The organism is Nonomuraea sp. NPDC050383, from assembly GCF_044459125.1.
Taxonomy (GTDB): Bacteria; Actinomycetota; Actinomycetes; order Streptosporangiales; family Streptosporangiaceae; genus Nonomuraea.
This window is the reverse complement of the sequence record NZ_JBITIP010000007.1, coordinates 247,445-263,331: the sequence shown is the minus strand read 5'-3', so window position 1 is coordinate 263,331 and position 15,887 is coordinate 247,445. Positions and strand designations below refer to the sequence as shown.

16 protein-coding genes are annotated in these 15,887 nt (G+C 72.4%); 8 read left to right on the top strand and 8 right to left on the bottom strand.

The window, feature by feature from the left end:
• Positions 1-12 precede the first annotated feature (12 nt).
• From ACIBG4_RS19825 to ACIBG4_RS19815, 3 genes are read left to right on the top strand one after another with little or no spacing between them, the layout of a single operon-like run.
• Complete coding sequence (locus tag ACIBG4_RS19825; RefSeq protein WP_397202994.1) at positions 13-894, top strand: BadF/BadG/BcrA/BcrD ATPase family protein; 882 nt, start codon at positions 13-15, stop codon at positions 892-894.
• Positions 891-2,126, top strand: a complete 1,236-nt coding sequence (locus tag ACIBG4_RS19820; RefSeq protein ID WP_397202993.1) for a hypothetical protein — start codon at positions 891-893, stop codon at positions 2,124-2,126. The genes ACIBG4_RS19825 and ACIBG4_RS19820 overlap by 4 nt, the downstream gene beginning before the upstream one ends.
• Complete coding sequence (locus tag ACIBG4_RS19815; protein ID WP_397202992.1) at positions 2,123-2,863, top strand: sugar isomerase domain-containing protein; 741 nt, start codon at positions 2,123-2,125, stop codon at positions 2,861-2,863. Before ACIBG4_RS19820 ends, ACIBG4_RS19815 begins: the two co-directional genes overlap by 4 nt.
• Here the strand turns inward: ACIBG4_RS19815 and ACIBG4_RS19810 are convergent.
• Genes ACIBG4_RS19810 through ACIBG4_RS19785 form a run of 6 tightly spaced genes read right to left on the bottom strand, consistent with a single transcriptional unit; the run spans position 2,860 to position 9,587 of the window.
• The gene (locus tag ACIBG4_RS19810) at positions 2,860-4,173 is read right to left on the bottom strand and encodes a transcriptional regulator (protein WP_397202991.1); all 1,314 of its coding nucleotides are present in this window, start codon (positions 4,171-4,173) and stop codon (positions 2,860-2,862) included. The two genes, ACIBG4_RS19815 and ACIBG4_RS19810, sit on opposite strands and share 4 nt — an antisense overlap.
• A gap of 8 nt (positions 4,174-4,181) precedes the next feature.
• Complete coding sequence (locus tag ACIBG4_RS19805) at positions 4,182-4,988, bottom strand: amidohydrolase family protein (RefSeq protein WP_397202990.1); 807 nt, start codon at positions 4,986-4,988, stop codon at positions 4,182-4,184.
• Positions 4,985-5,722, bottom strand: coding sequence for an amidohydrolase family protein (locus ACIBG4_RS19800; RefSeq protein ID WP_397202989.1), 738 nt, complete (start codon positions 5,720-5,722; stop codon positions 4,985-4,987). Before ACIBG4_RS19800 ends, ACIBG4_RS19805 begins: the two co-directional genes overlap by 4 nt.
• A complete protein-coding gene (locus ACIBG4_RS19795) occupies positions 5,706-7,289 on the bottom strand; it encodes a heparinase II/III family protein (protein WP_397202988.1) in 1,584 nt (527 codons plus the stop codon). The genes ACIBG4_RS19800 and ACIBG4_RS19795 overlap by 17 nt, the downstream gene beginning before the upstream one ends.
• Before the next feature lie 23 nt (positions 7,290-7,312).
• Positions 7,313-8,311: a Gfo/Idh/MocA family protein gene (locus ACIBG4_RS19790; protein WP_397202987.1), complete on the bottom strand. Its 999-nt coding sequence runs from the start codon at positions 8,309-8,311 to the stop codon at positions 7,313-7,315.
• Positions 8,295-9,587, bottom strand: a complete 1,293-nt coding sequence (locus ACIBG4_RS19785) for an ABC transporter substrate-binding protein (protein ID WP_397202986.1) — start codon at positions 9,585-9,587, stop codon at positions 8,295-8,297. Before ACIBG4_RS19785 ends, ACIBG4_RS19790 begins: the two co-directional genes overlap by 17 nt.
• 197 nt (positions 9,588-9,784) lie before the next feature.
• On the opposite strand from ACIBG4_RS19785, the gene ACIBG4_RS19780 reads away from it, so the two are divergent.
• Genes ACIBG4_RS19780 through ACIBG4_RS19770 form a run of 3 tightly spaced genes read left to right on the top strand, consistent with a single transcriptional unit; the run spans position 9,785 to position 13,056 of the window.
• Positions 9,785-10,672: a sugar ABC transporter permease gene (locus tag ACIBG4_RS19780; RefSeq protein WP_310715312.1), complete on the top strand. Its 888-nt coding sequence runs from the start codon at positions 9,785-9,787 to the stop codon at positions 10,670-10,672.
• Positions 10,669-11,502: a carbohydrate ABC transporter permease gene (locus tag ACIBG4_RS19775; RefSeq protein WP_397202985.1), complete on the top strand. Its 834-nt coding sequence runs from the start codon at positions 10,669-10,671 to the stop codon at positions 11,500-11,502. Before ACIBG4_RS19780 ends, ACIBG4_RS19775 begins: the two co-directional genes overlap by 4 nt.
• A gap of 30 nt (positions 11,503-11,532) precedes the next feature.
• Positions 11,533-13,056: a hypothetical protein gene (locus ACIBG4_RS19770; protein ID WP_397202984.1), complete on the top strand. Its 1,524-nt coding sequence runs from the start codon at positions 11,533-11,535 to the stop codon at positions 13,054-13,056.
• Between the two features lie 58 nt (positions 13,057-13,114).
• Here ACIBG4_RS19770 and ACIBG4_RS19765 read toward each other — a convergent pair whose 3' ends face one another.
• Positions 13,115-13,522 carry an ester cyclase gene (locus ACIBG4_RS19765; RefSeq protein ID WP_397202983.1) on the bottom strand — a complete coding sequence of 136 codons (408 nt, stop codon included), beginning with the start codon at positions 13,520-13,522 and terminating at the stop codon, positions 13,115-13,117.
• 134 nt (positions 13,523-13,656) lie between these two features.
• Between ACIBG4_RS19765 and ACIBG4_RS19760 the strand changes: the two genes are divergently transcribed.
• Complete coding sequence (locus ACIBG4_RS19760) at positions 13,657-14,310, top strand: LysE family translocator (protein ID WP_397202982.1); 654 nt, start codon at positions 13,657-13,659, stop codon at positions 14,308-14,310.
• 116 nt (positions 14,311-14,426) lie between these two features.
• Positions 14,427-15,092, top strand: coding sequence for an alpha/beta fold hydrolase (locus tag ACIBG4_RS19755; RefSeq protein WP_397202981.1), 666 nt, complete (start codon positions 14,427-14,429; stop codon positions 15,090-15,092).
• Positions 15,093-15,226: 134 nt separating this feature from the next.
• Here the strand turns inward: ACIBG4_RS19755 and ACIBG4_RS19750 are convergent, their stop codons facing one another.
• A complete protein-coding gene (locus ACIBG4_RS19750) occupies positions 15,227-15,874 on the bottom strand; it encodes a LysE family translocator (RefSeq protein ID WP_397202980.1) in 648 nt (215 codons plus the stop codon).
• Between the last annotated feature and the right edge of the window lie 13 nt (positions 15,875-15,887).

Sequence of the window (15,887 nt, the reverse complement as noted above, 5' to 3'; positions counted from 1 at the left end):
AGGATGGTGCTGATGGACTTGGCGATAGACGGCGGACAGACGGGCCTGCGGCTCGGCCTGGCCGAGCGGGGCAGGATCAAGGAGATTCGCGAGCTGCCCGGCCTGTCGTACGCGGAGGGCCCCCCGGTCAAGGCCGTGCTGGAGCGCATCGGGACGGGATGGGGCGAACTCGGCACCGTCTGCCTCGGGCTGACCACGATCCTCGACGACGCCGACGCGCTGGCCGGCCACCTGCTCCGCATCGCCCGCCGCGTGCTGATCACCACCGATGTGGTCACCTCGCACGCGGGCGCGTTCGCGGGCGGCAAGGGCGTGGTGCTGGCCGCGGGCACCGGAGCCATCGCCCTGGGCGTGGGGGACGACATCCGGCAGGTGGACGGCTGGGGCTACCTCTACGGCGACGCGGGCAGCGGCTTCTGGATCGGCCGGCGTGGCCTCGACGCCGCCTGCCGGGGCTTCGACGGTCGCGCGGAGCCCGGCCCGCTCACCCAGCGCGCGCAGGACGTGTTCGGCGACCTGGCCGGACTGCCCGAGCGCCTCTACCTCGCCCCGGACGCGGTGGCGCGCATCGCGCGCTTCGCCGTCCACGTCCTGGAGCTCGCGGAAGACAGTACGGCCCGCGCCATCGCCGAGGAGGCGGCCCGCGAGCTGGCGGGGACGGTGGCGGCGGCGGCCCGCTGCTTCCCGGAGGGCACGGTGGTGCCCGTCGCGTGGACCGGCCGCCTGCTGCGTGACGCGGGGCTGCGCGCCGGTTTCGAGGCGGAGCTGCCCCGGCTGCTTCCCCGCGCCGCGCTCCGGCCTCCCGTGGGGGACAGCCTCGCGGGCGCCGCCCTGCTGGCCGCCTCAGCCGTACCCGGCCACTACCAGACGATGATCAGAACGGCGGAACGATGAGAGTGGGTCACGGCACCACCGATCTGCCCGTGCCGGACGGCACGCCGATGGGCGGTTACCTCGACCGGCCAGGGCCGTCAGCGGGCCTGGCCGATCCGCTGACCGTGAGCGCGGTGACCTGGTCGGACGGCGATCGGCGGTTCGCGCTGGCCACCGCCGACGTCATCTGCGTCAACGAGGACCTGGCCAGGCGGGCCAGGCGGGCGGCCGGATGTGAGGTGTGGCTGGCGGCGAGCCACACCCACTCCGGGCCCGAGACCGGCTGCGTGCCGGGCGGCGGGCCGACGCCCGAGCCGTGGCTCGACCGGATCACCGAGGCGGTCCGCACGGCCGTACGGCGGGCGATCGACGGGGAGAGGCCGTGCGAGGGCACGGTGCACCGCGGCGAGCTGCACGGCGTCGGCGCCGACCGGAGCAGGCCACGGGCGCCGGCCGTGGTGCCGCTCGATCTGGTCGCCGTGCGCGACGGCGGGCTCGCCGGGGTGCTGGTGGTGCTTCCCGTGCACCCCACCGTGCTGCCCGCGACGAGCCGCCTGGTCAGCGCCGACCTGGTCGGAGCCGTACGCAGGAGTCTGCGGGAGCGGCTCGGCGGGAACGTCTGGGTGACGGTCGCCACCGGCGCGGCCGGCGACATCAGCACCCGCCACACCAGGCGTGGCCAGGACACGGCGGAGCTGGAGCGCCTGGGCGCGCTCGTCGCGGACCGGTGCGCCGAGCTGCTGGCCGGTCCGGGGACCCCGCTCTGGGGAGCCGGACCGGCCGGCGGGCGGATCTCCTGGGCCACGCGGCGCCTGACGCTCGAACCCGCCGCCACGACGGCCGACGAGGGCGCGCTGACCGCCGGGTACGAGCGGGCTGTGGCGTCGGGCGATCCGGTCGCCACGCGCCTGGCCCGCAGCCGGCTCGAAGGGGTGCGCGCCCGCACCTCGCCACCCGCCCGCACGGGCGTGGACGTGAACGTCGCCCGCCTGGGCGGGCTCGCCCTCGCCGGGCTGCCCGGCGAGCCGTTCCTCGCCGTCGCCGAGCGCATCGCCGGGCGCGACGCTGGGCGCGACGCCGACAGTCCAGGTGAGCCCGCCGTGGTCCTGGGCTACGTCAACGGCTATCCCGGATACCTGCCGACCGCCGGCGCCTACCGGCGCGCCGAGTACGAGGTGCTGGCCAGCCACGTGGCCGCGGGCAGCGCCGAGCTCATCGCCGACACCGCACGACACCTGCTGGAGGACGTGTGATCGACCAGGGCGCGTACGCGCTGATCGCCCGATCGGCCGTGGACCGGCTGCTCACCGAGGAGCGCGACGCGATCGAACGGGCCGGCGCGCTCGTCCACGCCGCGTTGCGGGCGGGCGGGGTGCTCCAGGCGTTCGGCACCGGCCATTCGAGGTCCGTCGCCCTCGAACTCACCGGCCGGGCGGGCGGCCTGGTGCCGGCCAACCAGCTCGGCATCCGCGACCTCGCCTACTACGGCGACGCCTCACCGCGGGACATCCTCGACCCGAGGATCGAGCGCGAGCCCGGCCTGGCCGCGCGCGTCTGGGCGCTGGCCGACATCCGGCCCGAGGACATCTTCGTGATCATCTCGAACTCCGGCGGCAACGCGGCGATCGTCGAGATGGCCCGCCTCGCCGTACGGCACGGGCACCAGGTGATCGCCATCACCTCCCGCGCGCACACCGCCGAGGTGGCCGTCGAGGAGCGGCTGGCGGACCTGGCCCAGGTGGTCATCGACAACGGCGCGCCGTACGGCGACGCCGCGATGCCGCTGCCGGGCGGCGGCACGGCCTGCGGCGTCTCGACCCTCACCGGCGTGCTGGCCGCGCAGCTCCTGGTCGCCGACGTCGCCGGCCGCTTCGTCGCCGCCGGGGAGCCGCCGCCCGTCTTCCGGTCGGCCAACACCCCGGGCGGGGACGCGCACAACGACCGGCTGCTGGAGAGGTACGGCTCCCGCGTGCGCCTCGGCGACGCCTAACCCCGCACGAGCCGGTACGGCTGGCGGGGCCGGCCGGCCTGGGTGCCCTTGACCGGGGGCAGCGGCCAGGCCAGCCCCTCCTCCGCGAGGCTCTGCAGGACCCTGCGGGCGCTGCGCGGGGACAGCGACAGCACGTCGGCCACGATCTCGGCGTCGACCACCATCGTGTCGCCGTCGTCGAGGCTCTCCACCAGGCGGTCGAGCAGTTTGGCCGCCTTGGTGGCGACGACGGGCCCGCTCTCCTGCGGCCTGCGCCGGCGTACCGGCAGCGACAGCACGGTGCCGTCCGCCCCGACCAGGTACGCGGCGGCGGCCCCCGCCTGGCGCGCCTTCTCGACGGCCGCCAGCGCGTTGGCGTCGGCGTCGCGGGCCGTGCTGCCGAGCCCGATGCCCACCTCGACGGCCACCCCGGCGTCGGAGTGGATCCGGTCCATGAACGGCGCCACCCTGAACCCGTCGGTGGCCTGGCCGAGGGCGCCGACGGTCGCGGTGACCACGTAGCCGTTCTCGTCCCGGGGCACGACGGTGGCGCCCATCAGCCGCGCGTCGGCGAGCAGCGAGCGGTGCAGGGACAGCTTCAGCTCCTGCTGCCAGTAGTTGCCCGGCCCGGAGTAGGCGGGCTTGGCGGAGGCGGCCAGCTCGACGACCACGATGGCGATCTGCGCGTCCTCCAGCCTGCTGCCGGTGCCGAGCAGGGCGGCGGTGTTGAGCGCGAGGCGCAACGTGTGGGAGGTCGGCAGCAGGCGCAGCACGGGCACCCCGGCGGCGGTCAGCCGGTTGGAGACGCTCCTTATCGTGGTGAGCGCCGCAGTGGTCTCCCCCTGGCGGTAGAGCTGCTCGTGGAAGGCGCTGAAGCCGCGCGCCGACTCCGGCCGGTCGTACTCGGACAGGTGCACGCCGCCGGTGCTCACCCCGATCTCGGCGTACGCCTCGTCCACGTCCGCGGCGGGCAGCGAGTCGATGCTCACCCGGGCAGGGTCGATGCCGTGGGTGAGCACCCCGCGCAGCAGGCTGGCGTACAGGCTGGCGCCGCTCATCGGCACGAACGTGGCGGGGATGGGCAGCTCGCCCGCCTTCCTGGCCAGGTCGTGCTGGAGCGGCCCGGTGAACAGCACCACGTCGATGCTGTCGGCGATCTTGGAGAACTTCTCGAAGGTCTCCTGCTCCTCGGCGTGCGGGGCGCCGACCAGCCGCCAGTCGGTCGCGGCCGGGAGCTCGGCGCCGATCATCATGATCTGCTCGACGAGATCGTGCGGTCCCACGACCCCGATCGCCACCCGTGACCGCGTTTCGGAACGCAGCCGATCCATGATCTTGATCACCCCAGTCCGGATCTCCACTGCAGCAAGCGGGTCATCGTCGTACCGAGCACCGCGGCCTGGTCCCCCTCCGCAAGACCACTGAAGATTACCCTCCCCAGCGATATCCGAAGATCGATGAAGGGGAAGTCGGACCCGTAGACCACCCGGCCGGTCCCGACCTCCCGCACCATCCTGGCGATGTCGGGACCGGTGTTGTAGGACCCGCACACCTCCAGGATCACCCCTGGGCGCCGCTGCGCCACCTCGATGGCCCGCTCGAAACCGAGCGGGGTGGCGCCCGCGTGCCCCGCGATGATCACCGCGTCGGGGTGCTCCGCCGCGACGGCGTCCACCTGGTCCAGGTCGTTGTACGGGGAGCCGTCGTAGGTGTGGGTGAGCACCGGGCAGCCGGTGCGCTGCGCGAACTCCCACACGCCGGCGTAGCGTCTGCCGGTGAGCGGGTAGTCGTGCAGGTCGGGGTGGAGCTTGATGCCGCCGAAGCGCGGGTCGTCGCCCCACCTGGCCAGCTCGCCCGCGGGATCCTGCCAGGGGTTGACCGTCAGGTAGCCGGTGAAACGGCCGGGCGCGCGGTCCACCGCATCGGCGGTCGCGGCGTTCCCCGCCGCCGCGTCGAGCTGGATCGCCAGGTGGCTGGAGAGGACCGCGTGGGCCACTCCGCACCAGTCCATCACCCTGACCATCGCCTCGGGGGTCGGCTCGGGGATGAAGAACAGGCTGTAGGGGCCGGTGTGCGCGTGCGCGTCGACGATCCGGACGCCGCTCTGCGGGCGCCGCCGCCACAGCGCGGTGGTGATCGCGTTCACGCCGCCCCCACGGGCAGCAGCCCCAGCAGGGTCCCGGCGGCGATCGCCGCCACGGCCCCGTCGTCGAGCTCCGCCCACAGCAGGCGGGTGACCGCCTCGGCGGGGTCCCTGAGCGGCGCCCCGGTGCCGAAGACGAGGCGGCACTCGCCGTACCTCTCGACGAGCCATTCGAGGCCGCAGTGCGAGGACAGGTTGGCCAGCCCCAGGTACACGTTGCCGGTGCGCGACAGCACCCCCGCCACCTGCCTGAGCTGGCGGTAGCCGAGCGCGCCGACCACGATCCGCAGCTCCGGGTGCGCGGCGGCGACGGACTCCACGGCGGGCCACGCGGTCTGGGCCGCGTCCACGAGCAGCGGCAGCCCGGCCTCGGCGATCGCGCCGAGCATGGTCGCGCAGTCGGCGCCCGCGAGGTCGTAGCCGTGGTCGGCGGGGTAGGCGCGGACGGCGCACACCCCGCCCTCCAGCGCGGCGCTCACGAACTCGGCCGGGGTGCCGGTCTCCCCGCAGGTGGCGGGCAGCATCACCCAGCAGGGACGCAGCCGGGGCTGCCCGGCGACCAGGCCGAGCAGCTCCCTGTTGCCCGTCGCCGGGTCGTGCAGCCACGACAGGGTGTGGCTGACCACGGCCTCGGCGATGCCGAAGCGGTCCATCCTGTCCAGCGCCTCCGTGATCGAGCCCGTGCCCGTGTCCCTGCGGGGGTGGCGGCCGAGCATCGCGTCAGCGTCGATCAGCATGAACCGTCCAATCGTCGGGGACAGAGGGTGGCTCGTCCCGGTAGGGGAAGATGCCGACGGTGAACCTGCCGTCGGCGCGCCTCAGGCCGAGCGAGTGGATCTCGCCGTACTCGGCGGTCCTGGTGGCGGGGTCGGGGATCCTGGCCGGGCCCGTCCCGTACAGCACCTCGTCGGGCGGCTCCAGGGGGACCACGAGGATTCCCGGGCCACGGGTGCCCGCGAACCCGCCGTCCCGCTCCGTCCACGGCGACAGGCCGTGGATCTGCCAGACCGCACCGGCGCCGAACCCGTCGGCGTCGATCCGGTCGGTGACGACCCAGTACGGGGCGTCGCCCTTGACGAAGACGATCTCGCGATCGTGCCGCGCGCCGTAGCCGTGGTGGTGCCCGGCGAAGACGTCGGCCCGCGCGGAGACGGAGAACCGGTCGCAGGCGGCGCGGCGGTCCTCGGTGTAGTCCTCGCCCGGCACGAGCAACGTGTTGTGCGCCCTGGTCGCCTGGTACCAGTCGTAGTAGCCGGGGTCGTCGTAGGACGGCGGGCCGCCGCCTTCCCAGGCCAGCGGCACGCCCCAGCCCGTCAGCACGAAGTCGAGCGCCGCGTGGTGGCTGTGCGGTTCGAGCTCGTGGCCGACGTACGGGCCGTAGTTGACGACGGTGTGGAAGTCGCCGTGACGGAAGGTCGCGTAGCCGCTGGCCTCCAGGTTGTGGGAGCCCTCGACCGGCTCGACACCCTCGGGCCAGATCAGGCCGCTGTCCTGCAGGTGCGGCACCCAGCCGCCGGAGGTCGTCAGGACGCTCAGCCAGTGGTACATGGCCCGGCGGCGCGGGTGGGCGGCCAGCGAGGGCTCGACGGCCACGGCCCGTTCCAGGTTGTCCAGGCACATGAGGTGGTAGCTGGGCGAGCGCTCGTGGTGGCCGCCGTCGGCGCGCACGTCCCGGTCGAGGTGCTCCAGGATGCGGGCCATGGCGACCTCGGCCCACCACCCCGCCTCGGGGAGGTCGGCGAAGACCCTGGCGGTGTGCAGCAGCTCGCACGCGGCGACGAACTGCCAGTTGCCGTGGCGGAACGCGTCGTGCTCCTCCGCGGTCCACCTGGCGCCGCCGACGACCGTCTTCATCATCCGCAGCCAGCACCCGTCGCTCAGCGCCGGCTCGCCCGCGAAGACGGCCAGCGCCTCGGTGACGTACATGGCGCGGGCGCGGACGCCGAGGGAGTACCAGATCACGTCGAGCCCCGGCCAGTCGCCCTTGACCCGGTCGCGGTCGTCGTACCACTGGCGGAACAGCCGGTCCCACTCGGCGGCGTAGCGGGGGTCCCCGGTCTCGGCGTAGGCCGTGATCAGCGGGGACATCCAGCGCAGGTAGTGGAAGCCGTACAGCAGCGAGCGGCCGTGGCCCCTGTCCAGGAAGTCGACCTCGACGCCGAGCAGGGCGTCCGCCCCCTCCGCGCCGAGGGCCGCCGGGACCGGCCGCCGCCACCGCCAGGCCCTGGCCTCGGCGACGCCGCCCGTCCCGAGCGTGTCGAGGAGCGCCTCGTCGGTGATGTGCCGCATGCGCGTGGGATGCACGTGCGGCGCCTTCTCCACCGACATCACAGCCGCACCGGCCGTCCGGTACGGGCTGATTCGTGCGCCGCGGCGAGCACGGCCGTCACGTCCCGTGAGCTCTCCACGCTCACCAGCGGCTCGGCGCCGGTGCGGGCGCAGTCCACGAAGTGGTGGATGGCGTCGCGGTAGGCCCCCGCGGGGATGCCGTGCACGACCCGCTGGAGCATGTTGCGCGGGTAGGAGTAGGACTTCTCGGTGGCGAGCTGGATGTTCTCCTTCTGCCGGTCGAGCTGGATGACGCCGGACTCGCCGGCCACGGTGACGTAGCTGTCGACCATGGTCGGGAAGGTGTTCGGGTAGATCCAGGCCGACTCGAAGGTGGCGACGGCGCCCCGGCTGAAGCGGGCCTGGATCTGCATCGCGTCGGGGGTGTCGATGCCCATGCCGCGCAGCCTGCCGTGGCGGGCGGTGGCGAACACCTCCGCCACGCGGTCGTCGTAGAGCCAGGTGACCAGGTCGATGTCGTGGCTCGACAGGAACCAGGCGCAGGTCGTCCGGTCGGCCCAGCCGATCATCTCGGTGGGCACGTGGATGGTGTCGTTCTTGCGGGCGTAGCCCACGACCGGCTCGCCGATCAGCTCCATCTGCTGCTTGGCCTGCGCGTACGCGGGCACCCAGCGGTGGTTGAACAGGCACATCGCGGTGACGCCGGCCTGCCGGATCGCGGCCACGGAGCGGTCCGCGTCCTCGACCGTGGTCGTGAAGGGCTTCTCGACCAGGATGTGCACGCCGGCCTCCGCCGCCGCCACCATCACGTCCGCGTGCAGGTGGTCGGGGGTGGTGATCGACACGGCGTCGACCGTGCCGGAGGCGAGCAACTCCCGGTAGCCGGGGTAGACGGCCGCCTGGGGAGCGGCGTCGAGGGCGCGGCGGGCGACGGCGGTGATCTCGGCGTCCGGGTGGGCGGACAGGACCTCGGCGTGGCCGCGCCCCATGATCCCGGCGCCGACGATCCCGACTCTGAGCTTAGGCAAGTGCGTCATCCCATTGCTTCTCTGCTGCGTCGAGCGCCTCCTTGGCGCTCTTGGATCCCTGGAGGAAGGCCCTGACCGCCTCGGCCAGCGACTCCGCCAGCTCGCCGTCCTTGGAGGTGCCCAGCGGGACGTACTCCAGCTTCGGCAGGCCCGCGACGATCACCCGCCGGGCCACGGCCATCGGGTCGTCGCCGCCGGTGCCGGCGAAGAAGGCGTCCTTGGTGGAGGAGACCGTCGAGGGGTAGATCGGCACCAGCTTGCAGAAGGCGAGCTGGTTGGCGCCGTTGGTGAAGAACTTGACGAACTCGGCCGCCGCCCGCTGGTGCTTCGACGCCTTGGGGATGGCCACGGTCTGCTGGGCGAGCAGCAGGTATCCGCCGGTCTTCGTCTGGACGGGCTCGGTGACGACCAGGTCCTCGTAGACGTCGGGGGCGTTCTTCTGGATGTTGACCAGCGTCGCCGCCGTCGCGCTCGCCCCCATCGCGAGCTGGCCGTTCTCCAGGGTCTGCGGGTAGTTCCTGACGTCCTTGGAGACCGTGCCCGGCGCGAGGCCGTGCTTGTCGTAGCTCTTCTTGAACGTCTCCAGCAGCTCGGCGACCTCGGGGGTGTTGAACGCCGCCTTCTTCTTGTCGGCGCTCAGCAGCTCGACGCCGTAGTAGCGCAGCACGGCGGCCGCGTTGGGGCCGGGGACGTCGTTGCTGCCGTAGACCTGGGTCTCGGCGTAGACCTTGTCGGCCAGCTCCAGGGCCTCGGCGTAGGACTTCGGCGGGGCCTGCTCGTCGAAGCCGGCCTTGCTGACGACGGACCTGCGGTAGATGCCCACGGGCGTGCCGCCGTTGTACCAGGGCACGGCGTACAGCTTGCCCGACACGCGGAGCGGCTCGATCAGGTTCGGCTGGAAGTCGGCCAGGTCGGCGGGCTTGAACAGCCCGTCGAGCGGGGCCAGCGACGGGGCGAACCTGCCGAGGTCGGACGAGGCGAGGTTGACCGCGTCGGGGACGTCGCCGCTGGCGACCGCCCCGAGCAGCTTGGTGGCGATGTCCTGGCCGGGCACGTCGACCCACTTGACGGTGACCTTGGGGTGGTCCTTCTGGTACTGGGCGATCAGCCCGTCGACGTAGGCGCCGAAGTTCTTCTTCAGGTTGATCGTCCAGAACTCGACCTCGCCCTCGAACGGCTGGTCGTCCACCGCGGTGGACGTGCCGCCCGACGTTCCGGCGACGCAACCGGACGACATGAGAGCCAGCGCCAGCGCGCCCGCCCCTAAGGTTCTTCTCCTCGACACCGGGACCCTCCTGACAACTTATGGCCGTCCCTAATCATTCTTTTCGGCACCTTGTCACCCGAGGGCTGGGACGTCAAGAGGGGCATTTGTGCGCTCTTGACGGTCCAGAGGGGCCTATATAGGCTGCGGTCCAAATTCCGGCCAACTCTTATCGAGACTCTGGACGTCACTATTAAACGGCGAAGGATGTGAGGCCGGTGGCCACCAGCCGGATCCCGGGGCAGCGCTGGTACACGCCGTACCTCTTCCCGTTGCCGGCCCTGATCCTGTTCGGGGTCTTCTTCGCCTGGCCGGCCGTCACCGCCCTCCAGCTCTCCTTCACCGACTACGACGGGGTCAGCCCGCCGGTCCTGACCGGACTGGACAACTTCGGCAGGATCCTCGGCGACGCCCGGTTCTGGACCGCCCTGCGCAACTCGCTGGTGTTCCTCGCCGGGCTCTTCCCGCTGCTCGTGGTGCTCCCGCTGCCGCTGGCCGTGCTGGTCAACCAGAAGCTGCCCGGCATCAGGACGTTCAGGATGCTCTACTACCTGCCGGTCGTGACCTCGATGGTCGCGGTCGCGGTGGCCTGGAACTACGTCTTCCACCAGCAGGGCGTCGTCAACTGGCTGCTCACCGGCTTCGGCGTCCTGGACGAGCCGATCCAGTACCTCCTCGACCCCGTCTGGGCGCTGCCCGCGCTGATCCTGGTCGAGGGCTGGAAGAACATGGGCGTCTACATGATGGTCTACCTGGCGGGCCTCCAGACGATCCCGTCGGACCTCTACGAGGCCGCCAAGATCGACGGCGCCAACGGCTGGCACCGGATGCGGCGCATCACCGTCCCGCTCATGGTCCCCTACATCGCGGTCACCATCACGATGGCCATGCTCGACGCGATGCAGGCGTTCACCACCGTCTTCGTGATGACCAAGGGCGGCCCGCAGGACGCCACCCTGATGCTCGGCTACTACATCTGGTCCGAGGCGTTCGAGAAGTACGACATGGGCTACGCCAGCGCCGTCGGCCTCGTCCTGTGGGTGCTGCTGATCGTGATGGCCCTCCTCAACTACCGGCTCACCAGCGGAAAGAAGGACGAGCGTTGACCCGGAGGCTCGGCTGGTGGACGCGGCGCGTCGGCATGTACGTGCTGCTCACGGCGATCGCGCTGGTGTTCGTCGGCCCGTTCCTCATCCTGCTGTCGGCGGCGTTGAAGCCGTCGGGCCAGGCCGTCTTCTCCTTCCCGCCGGACATCATCCCCCGGCCCCCCGTGCCCACCTGGGCCAAGGAGGCGTGGACGGCCATCCCGTTCCCGCGCTACCTCCTCAACTCGATCCTCCTCGTGGCCGTGATGGTGCCGGTCTACATCCTCGTGTCGGCCCTGTGCGCGTACCCGCTGGCGCAGATGGTCTTCCGCGGCCGGAGCCTGATCTTCTTCGCGATCCTCGCCACCATGTTCATGCCCGGCGAGGTCATGCTGCTGCCGAGATTCCTGGTGGTCTCCCAGATCGGGATGGCCGACAGCTACCTGGGAGTGATCCTGCCGGGGCTGCTGTCGGCGTTCGGGATCTTCCTGCTCCGGCAGACCTTCGCCGGGGTGCCGCGCGAGGTCGTGGACGCCGCCAGGACCGACGGCTGCCACGAGCTGCGCATCTTCTGGCACGTCATGCTGCCCGCCGCCCGCCCCACCCTGGCCATCCTCGGCGTCTTCGGCTTCATCTCGGTCTGGAACAGCTTCATCTGGCCGATGGTGGTGCTGAAGGACTCCTCCCTCTATCCCATCTCGCTGGGCATCGCCTACCTGGCCGGGATCACCGGCACGGACGTCCGCAGCCTGGCGGCGGGCACGATCATCTCGATCCTGCCCGTGGTCGTCTTCTTCATGATCATGCAACGCCACGTCCTGGAAGGCATGCGCGGCGCGGTCAAGAGCTGACGCCGCCTGCCGCTCGTGAAAGGGTCACACATGCTCACTCGCCGGCAATTCGGCCTCGGCGCGCTCTCCCTCGGGGCGCTGACCGCACTGCCCGGCACGGCCCGCGCCGCGGCCGGCCACGACTACACCTCGCGCGAGACGTTCGACCTGTTCGACAAGCTGTTCCACGAGAGCGGCGCCGTCGGTCAGCCCACCGACACCAACGAGGCCGGCGGCCTCGGCTGGGGCGCGTCCTACGTGCTGGCCGCCTACGTCAGGATGTACGAGGCCTACCGCGACACCGCCTACCTGGACCGGCTCATCCACAACGCCGACCTGGTGCTGGCGGGCCGCGACTCCGAGCGGGGCGTCACCGACTACCGCGGCCTGTCGCTGCCCGCCTGGCGCAGCATCGTCTACAGCGCCGGCGGTGTGAGCCTGCTCGACGCCGCCGGGCAGCCGCTCCTGGAGGTGCGCAGCGCGCTGGCCAACGTCAACGACGCCGTGGCCACCGTACGAGCGGGCTCCTCGGAGGGGCGTTTCACGCTGGAGGTGCGCAATCCGGTCAAGGCGAAGGTGTCCACCTTCACCGACCTGACGATGGACCCCGGCAGCCCCGACTACGCCGTGAAGCGTATCCTCGACGCCTACCCGTCGCCGGCCATGGTGACGGCCAAGGACCTGCGGCCCTCGCCCGCGGGGGCCGCGACGCCGGCGCAGGGGGCGTTCAAGCTGGCCGCCGCGCCGGTGATCTTCGCGGTGCACACCGGCATGATCACCTACCCGCTCGCGTCGTTCGTCCGGATCGTCCGCCGCGACCCGCGCCTGCTCGCCGACGCCCGCTACCGCGCCAAGGCCGCCGAGTACCTGGAGGCGTGCCAGGCCGCCGCGGCCGCGCACGACCCCGAGTGGATGGCGGGCGGCTACTACATCTGGCCCAAGGGCATGCCCGTTCCCTACGACGGCGTCGAGCAGCCCATCAACCAGAGCGTCGCCCTCGGCCAGACCTACGCGGAGCTGGCGGCGGCGACCGGGGACTCGCACTTCCGCGACCGCACGCGCCGTCTGGCCGCGACGTTCGCCCGCGACCTCAAGGTCAACGACAAGGACGCCTACACCTGGCCGTACTGGCCCGGCTTCGGCAAGCTCTACAGCGGCTACACCAAGGCCGACGGCGTCTCCGAGTGGACCCCGTCCTACGGCTCGCCGCCCAAGGGCGCGCAGCAGGGCGAGGACCTCAGCCACGGCGGGATCGACATCGAGTTCGCCGCCGCCGCGCACCGGTGGGGCCTCGGCTTCACCGGCAAGGACATGGTCCGCTTCGCCCGCTCCTACACCAGGAACATGGCCACCACCGACAACGGCGTCGCCACGACCTTCCTGAGGGTGGACGGCAGCGGCGGCCTGGCCCCCGCCGGCCAATATCTCCAGGCGCCGCGCTTCATGCCGGTCGCCCGGTGGGACGAAGCGCTGTTCCCGCACGCGCTGGCGGTCTACGCCGACCACGCCGTCGAGTCGCAGTACGGCTCCACCCTGCTGTCGGTCGCCTACCTCAACTGGCAAGGCCGCAGGTAGCCGGGCACGGAAGGGGCTCGCCGTGTGATCGACGGCGAGCCCGCCGGCCGTTCGCCGGTCAACCCATGCCGAGGCTCCGGGCGAAGGTCCGCACGTCGGAGATCACCCAGTACTCGGCGACCCTGCCGCCCTCGACGCGCAGGATGTCGTGCCCGCTGAACGCGACCCGCGTGCCCGCGGGCGCCGTGGCCCCGTCCAGGCCGCCCCGATAGGACCCGGCGAACGTCCAGCGGGCGGCCACCGTGTCGCCGTCCACGATCGGCCCGACGTCGAGGGTGACCGTGACGTCCGTGAACGGGGCGTGCCCCTGGGCGAGGACGTCGGCCAGCTCGGCCGCTCCCCGGACGTCGTGCCCGGGCCAGTGGCCGACGAAGCCGGGAGTGACGAGGTCGTGGGCCAGCGCGAAGTCCCCGGCCCACATGTCCAGCAGCCAGCGTTCGTACAGCTTCCTGATGCCGTCGTTCATGGATGACTCCCGGGATCGTCCTGGATGGCCGGTCCCCTCCTACCCCTCCGGGGCCGGGGCGTGCGCCCGCGTGCCCGCCGTGTCGCGGAGAATCCTGATTGCGGGGGGAACGCCCGTCCCGGCATCATCCCGGCATGGATCTCCTCGCCTCCCTGCCCGCCTTCGCCGTCGCCGTCGTGCTCATCTCGGCCTCGCCGGGCCCCGCGATGGCCCTCATCCTGCGCCGAGCCGCGGTGCGGGGGCTCTCCGGCGCGGTCCCCACGGTGCTCGGCCTCGAAGCAGGGCTCTACGTGTGGGCGCTGTGCGCCGCCGCCGGCCTGGCCGCCCTCGTCGCCGCCTCCGAGGTGGCCTTCGTCGTCCTGCGCGTGGTGGGCGCCGCTTTCCTGCTGTACCTCGGGGTGAAGTCCTGGCGGTCGGCCTGGCGCGGCCGCGCCGCCACGGAGGAGGCGGAGGTGGAGGAGGAGCCCGTGGCGGCGTCCGGCCGCGGCGCCTGGTGGAAGGCGTTCGGGGAGGGCGCCGTCGTGATGCTGGCCAACCCGAAGGCCGCAGCCTTCATGATCGCCTTCTATCCCCAGTTCGTCCCGGCCGACCGGCCGCTCCTCACCACCACCGCCCTGCTGGCCCTGCTCCAGGTGGCCATGGAGACGGTCCTCTACCTCTCGCTGGCGGCGGTCGTGGGCCGCGCGGGCGCGTGGTTCCGCCGCCCGGTCGTCCGCCGCCGCCTGGACGCGGTGAGCGGGACCGTACTCGTGGCCCTCGGCCTGCGCGTCGCCGTCGAGGGCCGCTGACCGATCTTCCATAACTACAGCTTCTGGTAGCCATCCCGAACATCTCTTGGACTTCTGACTCCCCGCCGGGCACCCTGGACACAGATCCACCGGAATCTCGCCAGGGAGCACCCATCATGGCCACCTTCGTCCTCGTCCCCGGCATGTGCCACGGCGGCTGGAGCTTCGAGCCGCTCACCGAGCGGCTGCGCGCCCTCGGCCACCGTGTCCACGCCGTCACGCTCAGCGGTGTCAGCGAGCGCCGCCACCTGATGGCCGGCGGGGTCAACCTCGACACCCACATCCAGGACGTGACCGCCCTCCTGGAGGCCGAGCAGGTCGAGGACGCCGTGCTCGTCGCGCACAGCTACGGCGGCATGGTCATCACCGGGGCCGCCGACCGCGCCCCCGGCCGGGCCGGCTCGCTCGTCTACATCGACGCGGTCGTCCCCTCCGACGGCGACTCCTGCTGGTCCCTCGTCCGCGACGAGGAGCGCCGGTGGTACACCGACGTGGACGAGACCGGGTTCGGGGTGCGCCCGCAGCCCTTCTTCGACCCGCGGGCCACGCCGCACCCGCTCGCCTCGGTCCTGCAGCCGCTCCGCCTCACGGGCGACCTCGCGCACGTGCGCCGCAGGGACTACGTGTACGCGGCGGGATGGGACGGCGAGTCGCCGTTCACCGTCTTCCACGAGCGGCTGCGGCAGGACCCGGCCTGGACGGCCCACGCGGTGGACGGCCGCCACAACCTCATGCGCGACGCCCCGGACGAGCTGCTCAAGATCCTGCTCGGCGCGGCCTGATCTGCGCGGCGCGCAGCAGCGTCGCGGGGGACGAGCGCGGCCAGGGCGGTCCGCCACGGCCCCGCGTCGCGGGTCCGTGCCGGGGACGTCAGCACGGCCGACCGGACCGCCGGCGCGCCCGAGCCGGACGCCCGTCAGGGACGGTCGCCGGTGGCGATCTTGAGGCCGAGGCCCAGGAGAACGGACCCGACCAGGCGGTCCAGGATCTTCTCGAAGCGGCGATGGCCGACCAGCCGGGCGGTGTGGTGCGCGGTGATCGCGAAGGCGAACTGGCCGGTCAGGTTGGCCGTGGCGGCGATGAGGGTCAGGCCGATGATCACGGGGATCGCCGTGCCGTCGTGGGCGGTGACGAACTGCGGCAGCAGCGCGGTGAAGAAGGCCGCGGCCTTGGGATTGAGCAGGTTGGTGGTCAGCCCCTGGCGGAACAGCGCCGGGGACGAAGCGGGCGCCGGCACCGGCGCCGCATCCGCGGCCGGCTCCTTCGACTCCTTCGAGCGCCACGACCGCCAGAGCATGCGGGCGCCCAGGTAACCGAGGTAGGCGGCTCCGGCCAGCTTGAGCACGGTGAACGCGATGGCGGAGGCGGCGAGGACCGCGGAGATGCCGGCGCCGGCCGCCAACCCCCAGAGCAGCAGGCCCGCCGCGCTGCCCAGGCCGGTCCGGACTCCGGCGCCCCACCCCTGGCGCATCGCGTTCCGCACCACCAGGGCGGTGTCGGGCCCAGGCGTGATCGTGATCATCCCGACGATGGCCAGATAGGCGGACAGCGCCTCACGCGTCATGATCCCAGCCTAG